Annotated in this window: 13 protein-coding genes, 2 tRNA genes and 1 pseudogene; 3 read left to right on the top strand and 13 right to left on the bottom strand. The window is 37.9% G+C overall.

What is annotated here, in order from left to right:
* Positions 1-4: 4 nt before the first annotated feature.
* The 4 genes from tilS to spoIIE all read right to left on the bottom strand — a co-directional run bounded on the left by tilS (position 5) and on the right by spoIIE (position 5,701).
* Positions 5-1,381: a tRNA lysidine(34) synthetase TilS gene (gene tilS, locus JNUCC25_RS00450; RefSeq protein WP_029325205.1), complete on the bottom strand. Its 1,377-nt coding sequence runs from the start codon at positions 1,379-1,381 to the stop codon at positions 5-7.
* A gap of 96 nt (positions 1,382-1,477) precedes the next feature.
* A complete protein-coding gene (locus tag JNUCC25_RS00445) occupies positions 1,478-2,443 on the bottom strand; it encodes a protein kinase domain-containing protein (RefSeq protein WP_064471256.1) in 966 nt (321 codons plus the stop codon).
* Complete coding sequence (locus tag JNUCC25_RS00440; RefSeq protein WP_013054881.1) at positions 2,412-3,152, bottom strand: VWA domain-containing protein; 741 nt, start codon at positions 3,150-3,152, stop codon at positions 2,412-2,414. The genes JNUCC25_RS00445 and JNUCC25_RS00440 overlap by 32 nt, the downstream gene beginning before the upstream one ends.
* 71 nt (positions 3,153-3,223) lie before the next feature.
* Positions 3,224-5,701 carry a stage II sporulation protein E gene (spoIIE, locus tag JNUCC25_RS00435; protein ID WP_013054880.1) on the bottom strand — a complete coding sequence of 826 codons (2,478 nt, stop codon included), beginning with the start codon at positions 5,699-5,701 and terminating at the stop codon, positions 3,224-3,226.
* Between the two features lie 312 nt (positions 5,702-6,013).
* Between spoIIE and JNUCC25_RS00430 the strand changes: the two genes are divergently transcribed.
* Both JNUCC25_RS00430 and JNUCC25_RS00425 read left to right on the top strand, forming a co-directional pair.
* A tRNA-Met gene (locus JNUCC25_RS00430) sits at positions 6,014-6,087 on the top strand.
* Between the two features lie 10 nt (positions 6,088-6,097).
* Positions 6,098-6,169 (top strand) — tRNA-Glu (locus JNUCC25_RS00425).
* Between the two features lie 120 nt (positions 6,170-6,289).
* Here the strand turns inward: JNUCC25_RS00425 and JNUCC25_RS00420 are convergent.
* The 9 genes and pseudogenes from JNUCC25_RS00420 to mfd form a co-directional block, all read right to left on the bottom strand.
* Complete coding sequence (locus JNUCC25_RS00420) at positions 6,290-6,757, bottom strand: S1 domain-containing RNA-binding protein (protein WP_013054879.1); 468 nt, start codon at positions 6,755-6,757, stop codon at positions 6,290-6,292.
* Between the two features lie 88 nt (positions 6,758-6,845).
* Positions 6,846-7,217: an FtsB family cell division protein gene (locus tag JNUCC25_RS00415; protein ID WP_013054878.1), complete on the bottom strand. Its 372-nt coding sequence runs from the start codon at positions 7,215-7,217 to the stop codon at positions 6,846-6,848.
* Positions 7,218-7,221: 4 nt separating this feature from the next.
* The gene (gene yabQ, locus JNUCC25_RS00410; protein WP_140456577.1) at positions 7,222-7,845 is read right to left on the bottom strand and encodes a spore cortex biosynthesis protein YabQ; all 624 of its coding nucleotides are present in this window, start codon (positions 7,843-7,845) and stop codon (positions 7,222-7,224) included.
* Positions 7,842-8,147: a sporulation protein YabP gene (gene yabP / locus JNUCC25_RS00405; protein WP_013054876.1), complete on the bottom strand. Its 306-nt coding sequence runs from the start codon at positions 8,145-8,147 to the stop codon at positions 7,842-7,844. Before yabP ends, yabQ begins: the two co-directional genes overlap by 4 nt.
* Positions 8,148-8,246: 99 nt before the next feature.
* Complete coding sequence (locus JNUCC25_RS00400) at positions 8,247-8,513, bottom strand: RNA-binding S4 domain-containing protein (RefSeq protein ID WP_013054875.1); 267 nt, start codon at positions 8,511-8,513, stop codon at positions 8,247-8,249.
* 20 nt (positions 8,514-8,533) lie between these two features.
* Positions 8,534-9,994: a bifunctional methyltransferase/pyrophosphohydrolase YabN gene (locus tag JNUCC25_RS00395; RefSeq protein WP_029325202.1), complete on the bottom strand. Its 1,461-nt coding sequence runs from the start codon at positions 9,992-9,994 to the stop codon at positions 8,534-8,536.
* A 4-nt stretch (positions 9,995-9,998) separates the two neighbouring features.
* On the bottom strand, positions 9,999-11,612 hold the full coding sequence (locus tag JNUCC25_RS00390) for a putative polysaccharide biosynthesis protein (RefSeq protein ID WP_029325201.1): 1,614 nt from the start codon (positions 11,610-11,612) through the stop codon (positions 9,999-10,001).
* Between the two features lie 229 nt (positions 11,613-11,841).
* Entirely contained in the window at positions 11,842-12,378 is a 537-nt protein-coding gene (spoVT, locus tag JNUCC25_RS00385; protein ID WP_013054872.1) for a stage V sporulation protein T, read from the bottom strand.
* 436 nt (positions 12,379-12,814) lie between these two features.
* Positions 12,815-15,880: pseudogene (gene mfd, locus JNUCC25_RS00380) on the bottom strand (transcription-repair coupling factor); the annotation flags it as partial.
* Between mfd and JNUCC25_RS00375 the strand changes: the two are divergent.
* Positions 15,825-17,173 (top strand): IS3 family transposase gene (locus tag JNUCC25_RS00375; RefSeq protein ID WP_454222654.1). Its coding sequence is split into 2 segments (ribosomal slippage): positions 15,825-16,284 and positions 16,284-17,173, totalling 1,350 coding nucleotides; the frame shifts between segments, so codons are not numbered across the junction. The pseudogene mfd and the gene JNUCC25_RS00375 sit on opposite strands and share 56 nt — an antisense overlap.
* Positions 17,174-17,179 lie beyond the last annotated feature (6 nt).

Here is a 17,179-nt window from a genome sequence, read left to right as displayed (position 1 = left end):
TTCGCTACTTATAGTATAAAATAACATATCTGGACTTATGTGTATGCAGTTCATAAGCAGATTTTTTCAAACCAGGTAGCCACAAAATAGTTCCTTGGCTATCTTCCACTACCGGCCAATGATCTCTGAATTGTAAAGGAATTTTTTCATCGATAAAAATATCCTTTACTTTTTTATGTCCCTTCATGCCCTTTACTCGCATTTTATCGCCATTTTTTCGTGTCCTTACCTTTAATGATTGTAAATCGTGAGCTTCATCTAAAAGAAAAACATCGTTTCCTTTTATATCTTCGACTTTATTATGTATTTCACAAATAAGCTGGTGACCATTTGGAAGCTCGACGACCCCTGGAATCGGAACAATAAATTCATATGGCTCGATGTTCCCCTCATTAAAGGTGAAAAGACAGTCGTTGTAAGATCGGATAATGCGCAAACCATTTGGAAAGTCAAGCGTACCAGACGGTTTTTCACTTTCACAAAATCCTACTAACATGTCAATATGCGCTGAGGAAAGGGTTGGAGGAATTTCTTTATAGAGATAGTTTAATATTAGTTGAATACCACGCCTTTGTAAAGGCTTGCGTATCCTTAGAAAACAATCTCTATCAATGAGAATTTCATTTTGCAATTTCTTTCTCATTACTTTATTCATCACACCGGTCGTTAATTCCTCTAAGTATGCTTGATCTTCATGCAAGTTCTCGCTAAATTGTTGAAATTTTTCATGTACAGCTGCGTTTTCTTGCTTTAAAAATGGCAAAACGTAATGACGAAACCGATTTCTTGTGTACGAGTCTTTCTCATTACTCGGATCAATCCGAGGGGTAAGGCCATGTAGCTTACAGTAGCGATTGATTTCTTCTTTCGTTACGGCTAGGAACGGCCTAATAATAAATCCATCCGCATATGGCCGCTTGGGCTGCATCCCTGCGTATCCATTCATCGTACTGCCTCGGACCATTCGCATTAACATCGTTTCAATCTGATCATCTCCGTGATGTCCTAATGCAAGAAGATTTGCTTTGTGCTTCTTCATAACATGAGTAAAGAATGTATAGCGGCATTCTCTGGCTGCTACTTGAGAAGATAACTTTCTTTCCTTCTGATAGGCAGTAACATCAATCTGCTTCGCCTCACATTTAATATTCAATTGTTTGCAGTAGTTCTGCACATATTCCATATCTTGCTGTGACTCTTTGCCCCGGAACATATGATCAACATGAGCAGCAATAATCGTGAGAGATTTTTGCTCTTTCAGACTCCATAAGAAATGCAGCAGTGCTAAAGAATCAGGACCACCAGAAATACCTACAACCACTGTAGAGCCTGCGGATAATAACTGATGTTTTGTCATAAAATTGTTCACTTGCTTTTCCATAGGAATGACTCATCCTTATAATGTACACGCAATAATGTATCATTAATTTACTTTATACGAATGACTATAAGGAAAGTTTCACAATTTCTCCAAACTTTATAGCACTTGAATAAATAGATACAAAATATAAATCAACATTACAGACGTACAAAGTAGTAGCGTCTCTAACACGTGAGAACGCTTCTTCTTTACTTTAACACGAGGGGCAGACGGTTGACGAACGTTTTGAGGCTTTGTTCCCTTACTTTTTGCCCCTCTTCTTTTTTCGACCGATAACACCTCTGTTTTCATTTCTTTAGCTGACTTATACTTTCCCGTAACCGCTTGATACAAAACGTCTCCGAAAGGTTCTAACTGCTTTGTTGTTAATATAAATTGTTTTAATTGTTCAGCTGGTTTGTCTGTTTTATTAATTCGCTTGCCATAAGCTGCGTGAATCAAAACCATAGATACAGCAAACAAATCATAGGTTGGTTCTGCTTTTCGGGAGCCAAGCCCCCAGTGCGCTCGATCATAAAAGTCGGTAAATTCTTTTATTGACCGCCCTTGTAGAGTTGTTCCCCCGACGTCAATCCACCGAACTTTTACGGGGTTAGGTGTTACGACCAGGTTTTCTGGTTTTAAATCGCCAAATACCCACCCTTCTTCATGAAGGTTTTCTAAGTCTGTTAAGAGCTGACTTGCAAATACTTGCAGCCATTCTGTCCCTCTTGTTGAGATAAAGGAAAGGAGAGGCTGCCCTTTCACATATTCCATTACATAAAAAGAAAGAGCGTGAGAACCATAGCTCCAATCATCTACATCAAGTAAGCGCGGTCCTAGCACTTTGTCTTTGACTTGAGAGAGCTTTTTTAATACATTCACTTCTGCTGTAACGGACATGTTGGAAAAGCTTATTTTTAACGCCGCTAGCGTTCCGTTTACTAATTGAACTAAATAGACAACTCCAGTTGCCCCCACGCCTAATTTCTCAAGAATTTTATAATGGACGTGATGCCATTTTCCTTGAATTTCTGTTCCCGGAGATAGGTTACATACCTGATTCTTCAATGTATTGTTCATTATTTTTTAACAACCCTCTCAATGAGCGCTTTTTGGTGAAATAATGAGTAGCCTCTTTGATAGCCGGTCCAGTAGGCGTAATACCTCCTGCTGTTAGTTTCGGAAAAATCGTTGAAAGCGACTCTAACCTTGGATTCCAGTCCATTAGCTTCTCTACGTCTTTCTTTTTCCCAGGAAATAAAAAGATTGAAAATTGATTATGCCCCATGCGAGCATTCAAGCTTAACGATAAATCTAACAGCGACTCCTTTACAGTAGGAAGCTTATTTTTCATACTTCCGCTCATGTCAACTAAAATAAGAATCTCTAAGTCAACCGTTTCCCCAAGTTCATCAACAACTTCCATGATTTCTCCTCGCTTCTCAGGAGATAACTCTTCTAATCTTGAATTAGAGGAACCTAGAATTTGCTGAAGTTCTTTATTTACAACGCCTTGAAGTGTTTGCGTCATTGCCTGCCTTGTAACCATTTGAACAGTTTGAGACAGCTGTTTTACGTAAACAATTTGACTCACGCCACCGCCTGACATGGCAATGCCTTCTATTTCATTCGTGCTTTGCTCATCAATTGTGTCCTCTTCCATCACACCAATAACGTTTACACTAATCCCTTGTTCTTTAGCCAGTGCTGCCATTGCTACCGGATCTTCACCTGTATTCGAACCACCGTCCGTAATGACCAACATCTGTTTCAATGTACCTTTTTTCATAAAAAAATCCCCTCCTCATTATCAGTATTAACATGATAGACGAGGAGGAGATAAAATATACTTCTATCTAACTATTGTGCTTTTTTACGATAAGCGTAAGAAGGAATCGATGACCATTTCGGGGTATTGTGCTGAAGTTTTGCCACAACTACCGTCATATCATCTTCAATTAAACCTGATTTTGTTCGAATAACTTCTTCCATAATTAAGTCTGCAATTTCTTGTGGATCGTTTGTTTGAAGCTCGCCAATTTTTCGCTTCATCCACATTTCGTAGTTCTCAACGTGTTTCGGTCCTTCAAATACGCCGTCACTCATCATAATTAATAAATCTTCCGCCTTCATTTGTTCATTCACAACATCCACTTCAAATTCTTCAATAATGCCCATTGGCAAATTGCTTGCCTGTATTTTAATTACCTTATCTCCGCGTTTGATGAAGCTTGGCGTAGAACCGATTTTCAAGAAGTTTACATTGGCATCTTGTAAGTCGATCATCGCTAAATCTAACGTAGAAAAGATCTCATCGTTTGTACGCAGCGATAAAATAGAGTTAATCGATTTAATTGCAATTGTCTCTTCTATTCCTGTTTGTAAAATTTGTTTTAACAGCTGAAGCGTTTCGCTGCTTTCATAGTGGGCACGCTCTCCATTCCCCATACCATCGCTAATAGCTAGTGCATACTTACCGGCGTTTAGCTCAATCATGGAGTAGCTGTCACCGGATACAAACCCTCCGCCTTTAGCAGCATGTGCTACGCCTGTATCAACAACGTACGCTTTTGTACAGCCAAACGAAACGTGGCAATAGCCTTGAGGATATTTAGCACATTCTTCGTTCTTTACTACAATACTTTCACCTAAAATATCTGTAAGCATTGGCGCAATAATCTTCTCGCATTCTCCTCTTCCGTGACAATATGGCACCCACATTTCAATATCTACATTTCCAGGTTCTAAGCTATAAATTTCAATTTGATTGATTTCCATCCCAAAGTTACGAAGAGCTTCTAAAATCTGTTCTTCTTGTACATTTAAATTTTCGCGCTCTCGCTTAATTTCTTTTGCAAAATTCCCCATGACTTCAGAAACACCGTGAAGCTGTTCTGCTACAATCCTTCTACTTTCTTGAATTTGGGCTTTTAAGTGCTGATTGGCTTTAAAATACGTAAGTTCATGCTCAATCACATCGATGACTTTTTTCGATTTCACACAATGTTTGTCCATTTCTCGGATTAGTCTTGGATTTTGTTCAAGAGTGCCATTATCAACTTCAAGCATAATTTCCTTCATATATTCATAGGTTGTATCAAACTGCTGTGCCCAACATTGTTCTTTTTTAAAACAAAATTGGCACGTCCTTTCGGTAACGCTGCTTAAGAAATAATCGACTTCTTTATCCGCGCTTGGCTTTTCATCATAAAATCCATTTTGCGTGAAGCTTTTGGAAAGTGCTTGAAAAACATTTGAGAACTGTTCTACGCGATTCGCTGTTACATCTCGGATCTTGCGCACGTACTGCTGTTGTTCAAGCATGTTTTCAGATGTCCCTGGTACGAGTTTACTTAAGTTTTTCAAAACAAAAGATGGGGTTAATAAAAATAGGACAACGGCTGTCAGTGATTCATACAAATTAGTCGTCAATCCTTGATCTGCCTGAGCATATAGGCCAATTAGCAATGAACCAACAACCAGCCCAAGAGCTGCACCTAGCTTTTTACCGTCTTTTAAAAGTCCTCCAAGCAAGCCTGAAAAAGCGAGTAAACTCATTTCGTACAAACTAGAAACATTCGCGAAACTTAAAATTAAACCGGTTACGACCCCTACCGTAGCTCCTATCGTGGGGCCAGATACAAACGCAAAAACTAATACTAAGTAACGAGATAATATATGTTCGGCCGAAAGCCCGTAAATCATCCACCCTATTGTCCCCGTCATAACAGATGCCAACAAAATAATTAGAGAAATCACTTCTTCTGTTTTTAATGATTGTTTTCGCTTTCGGTATGAAATTAAAGGCACGCTTTGTAAGAAAATCATTGTTAAGATAAAGCTCAACCCTGCTTCTACTGCCACAAATGTAAAATCATACATGGTGAATTCCTTGGTAAACACATAAAAAATAGTTAGTTTTGTAAGTAACATCGCGCTAAATACAGTGAACGGCAGCTTCTTTAACGGATCCATTGTCAGTATGCCGCTAAATCGATGAATTAGTAAGAAAACAAATAGTGTAGCAAATACGGTACCTCCATTTTGAATGGAAACACTAAATGCCCCTGCCAATACGGCTAAACTTGCTAGCGGTGCTTTTTCTTTCTTTATAGCCATTACAGCTGCAAAGAATGGCAAAGCAAATGGCATGATTTTCATTAAAATTAACGCTCGTCCTAATAAAAAACCTACGACTAGCAGCAACAATCCCCATTGAAATAACACCTTTTCCGTTTTCATACCCGCCTTTGTAAACACACGGGACATTTCTAATCTAGTTCGGTTAAATACCGCCTCTGTTGTTGGACTTGCAAAATCTCTTTCCGTCTTTTGCATTCTCCCACCACCCGCTAATTATACTTATTCATTATTATATCGCGGCGAAAGGTGAAATTTTGTCAAACGGACTAGCAAAATACCTATAATCGTTCGACTATTTTCTAGTATTATATTGAAAACTATACAAAAAGATGTACAATCTTACATGGCAATTTAAAAAATATCAGAGATACTGTTTGCCTCAGAGAAAGCCTATGCTCATCATTCTTTTTTAAAAGCAAATAAAAGTCTATAAAAATAACAAAAAAGTTATTGACAATAACCCTGCTTTTTTATATCATTATAAATGTCTTTTAGAGAACGTATAATGGCGGTGTAGCTCAGCTGGCTAGAGCGTACGGTTCATACCCGTGAGGTCGGGGGTTCGATCCCCTCCGCCGCTACTCGAATAACGGCCCGTTGGTCAAGCGGTTAAGACACCGCCCTTTCACGGCGGTAACACGGGTTCGAATCCCGTACGGGTCATCAAAAAGCATGTACAACAGTACATGCTTTTTTTCTACTCTTTTTTACATATAAAAAAAGCACCTTTTAAATAAAAGGTACTTTCCAAAAACTCGCTATCTATTTGATATAAGCAGCAAGTTAACCGCGTTTTGCACCGCGTCCACCGCGTTTTGATTCGGTATGGCGTTTTAGGGAAGATAAACGTTCTTCACTGTCTTTTAAGAAACGATTCATTTTTTGTTCGAATGTTTCTTTTGTACGGAAATCATTACCGCCACCACGATTATTATTACGTTGTGGGCGTGAATCACGTGGACGGTCTGAGCGTGGCGCTCTTGCAGGACGCTCTGGTCTTTCTGGACGTTCTGGTTTGTCTACCGCTTTCTTAATTGAAAGACCAATTTTACCATCTTTCTCAACGTTAATTACTTTGACTTCAACTTCGTCGCCCACTTTTAAATGGTCGTTAATGTCCTTTACGTAATTATCAGCTACTTCACTGATATGAACCAAGCCTGTTGAACCTCCTGGTAACTCAACAAAAGCTCCAAAGTTCGTAATACCTGTTACCTTTCCCTGTAACTTGCTGCCTACTTCGATTGACATAAAAAAAATGCTCCTCCTTAAATGATAAAAGAAATCAATTTATTATATTATACAAAAAGCAAAAATACACTGTCAACGAACCATACGTTTAGTCTTTTTTTACATTAAAGATAATTTCCCCGTCTTCTGATAAAAAATAATCTCTGCGGGCAATCTTTTTAATATAATCATCGTCATTTAACTTGACGATTTCACCTTTTAACTGTTTTTGCTTGCTTTGTAATTTTGTCAGCTGCTGTTCTAATTTCACCTTCTCAGCTTTTTTGTTCTCAATAGCTGAGGTTTGCGTAATTAAAGCTGATACCATCAATCCACCAATGATTAAGGCCAACACTCCGAAAACAGTCAAACGCCTAATTAAACCGATACGCTTTCGATCTGTATTTTGTTTAATTTGCTCTTGTTTATGGCTATAATCAGTATTTAACTTCGCGACCTTTTTTTTTCGTACCGCACTCATTGAATTAGTCGTCCCCCTTGTTTTTTAAAGTGTTCACCCATGCAACGATTCTCATTATCATATTCTTTGCACGATTGTAAATTCCTTCTATATACCGAAAACCCATATGTAAAAATCGTTTTACAGGTTTAGGCATCATTCTCCAAAATACGAAAAGAACCCACCTGGTCGGTACGTAAATAAGCTTTAGACAGAATACGAGCAGCTTATGAACAGCTCGGTAGATCCCTAAAGCGAATACAACTAAAATATGAATAAAGAAGCGGATAGGCTTGACCAAAAAAATATTACTAAGCGTTAAAACACCTCGATATAAACTTAATACGCTCGAGACAGTAAATGTTAATACTTTTAAATACAGTGATTGAAATAAGCTTTGATACGCGGCAAAGCCGCAAAACAAAGCAAGAAATGCATACAAACGCAGTTCTCCTTCATTCACTAAAAACAACACATAAAAAATGAGAAGAGCTTGCACCATCCAAAACAATACGTCATTCACAAATACAAACCATGGGCGTGATTTAGAGCGATTAACAAAGTAACGATAAGTATCGAGAGAAGCACCTAAACCGCTTCCCATCGATACCATCGCAAGCATTGTATAGAGCTGAATGTTTAAACTCATCGAAACAACTTACTAAAGAATCCTTTAGCCTTCTCCGATTGGTTCTCATCTAAGTAAACTATATCAAAGATTTTTCCTTTTATCGATACAATTCCTTGATCAACGTCTAAATTTTTCATTTGCAGATTTTGCCCTCTAACTGACAAGAAACCCATCACTGTTTCAAGTAAAAATTCCTCATTGTCAAAGCTCTCTACCTGCTTCACACCCGTGATATCTAAGAGACGCCGACCCTTCATCACTAAATCATGATTTGGAGTATGGTCTTTGTTTGAATTGCTTGTTTCGTAAAATTGGCTCATATCTTCATCCCCACCTCATTCATTAAGAGCATTCGCTCTTGTTATCTGTTGTTTAAAACATATGAATGAGAAAGGTGATTTAGAACAAGCCTTCATCAGTTATACTTCAGATGAAATACGCTCTTCTTTGACAATTGAGTACAAATTAGCTGCTTCTTCTTTTTTAGCTGCTTCTTGAAGAGCCTCTATTTTAACGGTAATTTTCTTCGTGCCAAATGTGATCGCTAATTCATCTCCTACTTTCACATTTGTGCTTGCTTTTGCAACGATTCCATTAATGGTAATACGGCCCTTGTCTGATACTTCTTTTGCTAATGTACGGCGCTTAATTAAACGTGATACTTTTAAAAATTTATCTAACCTCATAATTCCCTCACCTTTCTGTTTTACAAACCTGTTTTTTTTGCTTCTTCCCAAAATTCATCTAACTCTTCTAACGAAAAAGATTCAAATGGTTTTTCAGAAGCTCTCACTTTTTCTTCAATATATTGAAATCGATTTAAAAATTTTGTATTCGTTTTGGCTAATGCAGCTTCAGAGTCGATTTTATAGAATCTTGCAATATTCACTAAAGCAAATAAAATATCTCCAAATTCATCGCTCATTTTTTCTTTATCAGCATGCTGTACTTCCTCTTGGAATTCAGCAAGTTCTTCCTGTACTTTTTCCCACATTGGTTCAACTTCTGACCAATCGAAACCAACTTTTGCAGCTTGTTTTTGGTATCCATGCGCTTTCATTAAAGAAGGCATAGCTCCAGGTACAGAAGCTAACAGAGAAGAAGGTTCCTCTCCTTTTTCTTCTTTTTTGATTTCATCCCAATTTTTTAAGACCTCGTCTGCATCATTTACGCTTACTTCACCAAATACATGCGGATGGCGCCTTACCATTTTCTCTGCAACACTGCGAATGACATCATCAATTGAAAACATTCCTTCATCTTCACCGATTTGTGCATGAAGCAATACCTGTAGCAATACATCACCAAGCTCTTCAATCATATTATCGTCATCTTGACGGTCAATTGCATCTAATAACTCATAAGACTCTTCTAACAAATAGCGCTTGAGCGATTCATGCGTTTGTTTTTGATCCCAAGGACATCCGTTTGGTCCTCTGAGCGTGGCAATAATCCTTCTGAATGCGTCAAATTGATGGTATAAAATTGTTTCATCTGCTACTGGAGGGACATAAATAGTCGTTAAGTTATTGAGCGACATTTCTCTATCCAATTCATACAGCTTGACCGGCTGGATTTTTTCTTCGCTGCTTCCCGCTGCTGTTACAATGTAAACGAGGTAATCATCAGGAACATGTTCCATCAGCGTTAGCTTTACCTCTGAGGCAACGAACTGATCGTACACTTGAGCAATTAGAACATGACCGGTTAACTCTATTTCGCTTCGCTTTAAATCTGTTCCGTCTAGTAGCTGAAACCCTTCGATAGGATCGATCTTTAGCGCACCAAAAATTGGGTCTAAGAAGCTTTGTCCTCCTTTAATTTCAACAGGGATGCCTCGTTCTTTTCCTTTTTGTAAAAGTAATTGAACCGTACGTTCTGCCACTAAAGGGTGCCCGGGAACGGCATACACCACTTCTTCTATTGAAGCTTTATCGATTAAATCATTTGATATATGTTCATATACCTGTTCAAATGCATCATAAGATTCGTATACGTCATCATAGGATACATACGTCAAGCCTTCACTTTCTAATTCTTTGATTACAGGATGTTCTTTTGTGCGCATATAAATATGCTTTTCCTGCTGTAGCAAGCGATAAATGCCTACAGGTAGCTGTTCTAAATCGCCTGCTCCTAAACCAATAACTGTTACTTTACCTGTCATTGCTTCACCTTCTTAATTTATTTTTTAATACGTATTTAGCTAAAACACTTCCCATTGGAAGTAAACGTAATTCTTCTTCGGTAAAAATATGTTGTTTCATAATGATAAACAAATAAAACAAACCGCCTATTAAAACACCAGCTCCTGTTTCAACCACTTGTTTGCTTGTATCTAAACTATTAGACCATGCAAAGTGATGTAAACAAAATAAATAGCTTTGCAAAAGAACGACCATTGCTATGCCCGTTATAAAAATACCTCCACTCGCCTTTTTCGGAACAAGAAGTACAGCTAGCTTTTTATACAGACAAAATAGATTGATTGCTGCAACGATAGCGAATCCAGTTGAGGAAGCAATGGCTGCTCCTATGGTTTGAAAATCTGGTATTAGCCAAAGATTCAATATCAGTTTGACTGCCATGCCAGCGATGACGGCTATTACAGGCGCGAAAACAGCGCCCATCCCCTGCAGCACAGCTCCAGCAGTTGCTGCTACTGTTGTAAATATAACTAACAAGCTCAAAATTTGTAAAACGTCCGTTCCGTGGGAGTCACCGTATAAAAGCATATTAATGGGTTTCATCAGCGCAATCAAGCCAAAAGCTGCTCCAACTCCGACTACAAGCGATAGACGGAGAGACAGCTGAACTTTTTCAACCACAAATGACAGGTTCTTTTTCGCAATGGCTGAAGAAATAACAGGTACAAGCGAAAGCGAAAAAGCTGTACCTACTACTGTACCTAATTGAATCAACGGAAGACCACGGTCGTAAATACCTTTTAAAATTTGTGCTGCTTCTTCAGCCATGCCGTGCGCCGTTAGACTAGAATATAAAGTAAAGGAGTCAATAAGCTGGATAAACAGCAGACCCATACCGCTAATACAAATTAATAAGCCTTGAATAACAAGGATTTTAAATATTCTCTTGATGTCTGCTTTTTTTATGCGTTGAAATACTCCCTTAGAATTTGTCTTTGTTCTAAAAACAAATAAAAATAAAATAACAAGGGATGTTATACCGCCTGTTATAGAACCAAAAATAGCTCCCGCCCCTGCAGTATATAAATCATAACCATGTTGGATCAAGAAAATAGACAGATACAAAATAGTCCCTACCCGTACAACTTGTTCTGCAATTTGAGACAACGCTGTAGGAAACATATTATGTAACCCTTGATAATAACCACGAATAACAGCAATAAACGGAATAAGTAAAAAGGAAAATGAAATAATTTGAATGAGAACTGTTAACTTACGATCTCCCATCCATTCGGCAATCGTTTCTGCGAAAATATATTCGAACGCAAATATCGTGCAGCCTACTATAAATAAAAAAGCAAACGAAACTTGAAGTATTCCTCGGATTTCCTTTCTCCGATTTGTTACCGCATACTCAGCTACTAACTTTGAAATAATTACAGGGAAACCATATGTACCTAGCTGTAGCGCAATTCCATATAGCGGATAAACTTGCTGATAGATATAAAACCCTATATCTCCCGCGATATGGTGATATGGAATACGATAAGTGGCACTTAAGATTTTCGTAAATAAACCTGCGAGCGTTAAAATAACGGCGCCGTTAAAAATAGAATAGAGCTTTGATTGTTTCTGCATTCCTACACCTTTCACCTGCAGCTTGTAATGATATGAACAACTCTTTTTATTAGCCTCTAACCGCAATAGAATAGAGCTTTGTTCTTATAAAACATCCTGCACTTTCCAATAAATAAAATACCGTACCATTATATCATGTTCTCTTTATTTCTAAGGTAAGACAGCATGAAAAAAGGCAGCAGAAACTGCTACCTTTTCAGTAAATAATGTAAAATAAAGATAATTACGCTTACTGCTCCATTTGACGAGATAAGAAGCTAGCTGCTGTTTCGGCTGCTTTATGCTCTACTTCACCAAGAGACTTATCTTTTGAGAAAATGACAACAGCTCCAATCGGATCTCCATTTGCAATAATCGGACCGATTGTGTAAGAAGAAATATTTTCTTCGTATCCATCGACAAATTCCAGGTTTTTCCCATCAGTTACTAAAGAAGAACTGCGGCTTTCCATAACAGATTCCACTAACGAACTAATGTTTTTATTTAAGTATTCTTTTTTAGAACTTCCTGCTACCGCAATAAATACATCGCGGTCACAAATAAGTACAGGATGACCTAAGCTATCGTATAGCGCTTCGCCATACTCTTTTGCAAAGTCTCCTAATTCACTAATTGGCGAATATTTCTTTAAAATAACTTCTCCATCACGATCGACGAAAATCTCTAGCGGATCTCCCTCTCGGATACGAAGCGTTCTTCTAATTTCTTTTGGAATCACAACGCGACCCAAATCATCAATACGACGAACAATACCTGTTGCTTTCATTCATTGAAGCCTCTCTTTCATATGATGATTAAAATAGTTGGTGAATATCACTGATGGCTATATGATAAAAGGTTCACCTTTGTTGAGGTTAGTATTCTTCACTCTACAACTTCTATTCACCAACCATCTCTTTTTTTGTTAAAAAGTGTGCTTTTATTAAAAAAATGTCCAAAAAACCGCCAAAACATGGGGATTTGGATATTTTTATTTGACTATACAAAAGAGGCTGAGACATAACTAAACCTATCTCGCCTAAAGACGAACAAATAGGAGAAATGAGGTGAACCGCTTGAGACACCAGCTAGAAGCAGCCACATACATGAAACCTGCGTTCACCATATCAATAAAAAAATCCGAACGAGTTGGATTCTTTATCAAGAACCTCAATTCATCGTTCGGATTTTCCTTTAACTAAAATACTTTTGTCTTGCCTGTTTTAATTCGTAACTTGTTCTTTTTTAACAGTGGCTACTCCTTTTACTAACTGATACACAATATTGAGCCATTCTTTTTGAGCAAGTCCTTTTACATTAACCACTAATTTTACTTTCTTGCCTTCCATACCTAAGCTGACCATTCTGCCAAATTGATCACCTAGCATGAATAATTTTTGGCCGTCTACCGTTGAGCTCGCTTCTTCAGACAGCAGAATAGAAATTTCTTGTTTTGACTGAAGAATAGATTCTACTAAGTTCTGCGTTGCATATACTTTTGTTTCAGCTACTTTAAACAAATACTCAACCTCAGCCGGATACTCTCCAAAACGATCAATCATTTCATCCTGCAATTCTTGAATATCCTCTAGTCCTTCAATTCCTCTAAAGCGCTTATACATCTCAATTTTCAAGCGGCCGTCTGTAATGTACTGATCAGGAATATACGCGTCTAAATCCAGATTCATTTCCACATTAAATTTTACACTTTCTCCGTCAGACCCGCGTCTTTCCTCTATCGCTTCTTTAAGCATTTGTGAGTAGAGATCGAAACCGACAGAATCGATAAATCCATGCTGCTGAGCACCCAGTAAGTTTCCGGCACCACGTATTGAAAGATCACGCATAGCAATTTTAAAACCAGAACCTAATTCGGTGAATTCTTTAATAGCTTGCAGACGCTTTTCAGCTACTTCTGTCAGTACTTTGTCTTTGTGATACGTAAAGTACGCATATGCCACGCGATTTGAACGACCTACACGCCCTCTTAATTGATACAGTTGTGATAATCCCATCTTATCAGCATTATTGACAATAAGCGTATTTACATTGGGAATATCTACTCCTGTTTCAATAATGGTTGTACTCACAATCACGTCATATTCGCCTTCTAAAAAGCTTAAGATAACCGCTTCGAGTTCGGTTTCATTCATTTTTCCGTGGGCATACGTTACCCTAGCATCAGGCACGAGCATCGAAATTTCTTCTGCTTTTCGTTCAATATCTTCTACGCGATTATATAAAAAGTAAACTTGGCCATCACGCGCTAACTCACGCTCAATCGCTTCACGAACTAAAACCGGATTATACTCCACTACATATGTTTGAACCGGAAAACGATTTTCAGGCGGCGTTTCAATAACAGACAAATCCCTTACGCCCAACATAGACATATGTAATGTTCGTGGAATAGGTGTTGCTGTGAGTGTAAGGACATCAACGTTTGCTTTCATTTGCTTGATTTTTTCCTTGTGCGTTACACCAAAACGCTGCTCTTCATCGATAACTAACAATCCTAAATCTTTATAAATCACGTCTTTAGATAGTAAACGATGTGTACCAATCACTACATCTACGGTCCCGTTTTTTAGCCCTTTAATTGTTTCTTGCTGCTGTTTACGGCTGCGAAAGCGGCTCAATAGCCCAATGTTGATTGGATAGTCTTGAAAACGCTCACGGATGGTTTCATAGTGCTGCTGAGCTAAAATAGTGGTTGGCACTAAAATAGCCACTTGTTTTCCATCTGTCACAGCTTTAAACGCAGCACGAATGGCTACTTCTGTTTTTCCATATCCAACGTCTCCACAAAGCAGACGATCCATTGGTCTTTCATGTTCCATATCCTTTTTAATTTCTTGTACAGAACGAAGCTGATCTTCGGTTTCTTGATAAGGGAAAGCTGTTTCAAATTCTCTCTGTAAATCGCCATCTGGGGAAAATGCATAACCTTTACTTGCTTCACGCTCTGCATACAGTTTAATTAAGTCATCAGCGATGTCTTGAACAGAAGACTCAACTTTTCGTTTCACTTTCTTCCAATCATTTCCGCCAAGTTTATATACTTTTGGCTCTTTCCCTTCAGAGCCTACATATTTTTGTACTTGATCAATCTGTTCAACAGGAACGTACAGCTTGTCAGAGCCTTCATATTTGATATGGATATAATCTTTATGATTACCGTTAATCTCTAACGTTTCCATTCCTAAATAACGGCCAATACCGTGGTTCACGTGAACGACATAGTCACCTACGTTTAACTCTGAATAGCTTTTAATACGCTCTGCATTGGAAAGCTTTTGACGACGCTTTGATTTCTTTACCCGTTTTTTAAACAATTCTTCCTCGGTTAAAACAGCTAATTTTTGCATCGGCAGTTCAAAGCCCATTTGTAAATCGCCTTCAATAATTTGAACAAGACCTGGCACAAGCTGACCATTTCCATCTAAAATAGATGAATCAATATCATAATCTGCTAGCACACCTTCGAGTTTTTTCACGCGCTCTTTATCTGCTCCTAAGAGGACTACCGTATAATTAGCATTTTTCCAACGTTCAATTTCATTTTTTAATAAGTTCATTTGGCCGTAAAACTGCTGCATCTGCTTACATGAAATATTAATAATATTTTGCGGACTCGTATACGATACGTGCTTCAAAAATAACGATAAGTATAAAAACTGATGTTTTGCTCGCTGAATAAGCGATGGGAGCTTATGAGATAATTGAACGTCTCGAACAATTTGCCCCTGTCCTAATAATTCTGTTATCCATTCAGCTTCCTCTGTTTCAAGCTGATCAGACGTTTCTTGAATTCGAGTTGTCTCATCAAAGATGACAAGGCCGCCTTCTGGTAAATAATCTAGTAAACTAGCAGGCGATTCGTAGAAGAATGATAAATACTTGAACATATTTTCAAGAAGTTGACCTTGACGCAGCTGTTCGATTTCACCTTTAATATTTTCTGTTAAGGTAGCTTTTAGCGCTGCGTTTTTCACTTGTTGCAGCGTCGAAGCCAGCTGTGCTTCTAGTCCTTCAATTCCTTGGGCCACTTCATTTGGGTTCACAATGATTTCCGTAGCAGGACCGATTGAAATTTCTTTTAACTGCTCTTGAGAGCGTTGATCCTCGATTGTAAAAGTACGAATGGAATCAATCTCCGTATCAAATAGTTCAATTCGGATGAACTGCACCCCAATTGTTAGACAAAGAAACTCTAATGATTGGGGTGCTTTTATGTCTAGACATACATTTGAAGATAAGTTGAAGGCTATTGATTTGTACCTAAATAAGCGAAACTCATATAGGGAAACAGCCAAGTTAATAAGCGCAACTAAATCAGATATTATAAAATGGGTGGCATTGTATCAAAAACATGGAGAAAAGGGTTTACAGCCGACCTATACAAACTACTCTGTGAAGTTTAAAATGGACGTATTAACTTATATGGAAAAAACAGGAGCGTCTATTCGTGAAGCATCATATGTATTCAATATTCCTTCTTACTCAACGGTGGCGAAATGGAAAAGAACCTTTGAAGAACAAGGTAAGGATGGCCTGTTTCCTAAAAAGAGGAGTCGTCCAAAAATGAAGAAAAAGCCTACTGAAAATCTTGATACAGACAAGACAAATGAAGAGTTACTAAAGGAAAATGAATACCTACGAATGGAAATTGCGTATTTAAAAAAGTTAAACGCCTTAGTTCAAGCATCAAGGGAATCAAAGAGCGAGAAAAAGCCCAAATAGTGTTTGAATTAAGGCATGAGTATAAGGTCGTAGACCTTATAAAGGTAGCTAAAATCGCTCGTAGTACTTATTATTACTGGACGAAAGCTTTTAAGGGTCCTGATAAATACAAAGAGATGAAACAACTAATTAAGCATATTTTTCATGAGCACCAAGGTAGATACGGTTACCGTCGTATTACTTTAGAGCTGGGTAGACTAGGATATTCTATTAATCACAAGACCGTATATAGACTGATGAAAGAATTAGGATTAAAGAGCCTCGTGCGACTCAAAAAATATCGCTCGTACCGTGGGAAAACAGGAAGGATCGCTCCTAACATTCTTAAACGCGACTTTGAAGCGTCTAAACCAAATGAAAAATGGGTCACAGATATTACAGAGTTTCATCTGTTTGGAGAGAAGCTTTATTTATCCCCTATTCTAGATCTTTTTAATGGTGAAATTGTCTCTTATCATATAGATAAACGGCCTGTTTTTTCTCTTGTGACAACAATGTTGAATGAGGCATTTAATCACTTACAAGTCGGAGAACGTCCAATACTCCATTCTGATCAAGGGTGGCATTATCAAATGACAAAATATCAGCATTTACTCAAAGAAAACAATATTACTCAAAGTATGTCCCGTAAGGGAAATTGTTTTGATAACGCAGTCATTGAAAACTTCTTTGGTCTCTTAAAATCAGAGTTACTCTATCTCCAAGAGTTTGAGAGTATGGAGCACTTTCAACAGGAATTAGAGAGGTATATTGTTTATTACAACCACAAACGAATAAAAGTAAAATTAAAAGGATTGACCCCTGTAGAATACAGAATTCAATCCTCATTCGCTGCTTAAATAAAG

This window comes from Priestia sp. JNUCC 25 (genome assembly GCF_053667915.1).
This window is presented reverse-complemented; position numbering and strand designations above follow the sequence as displayed.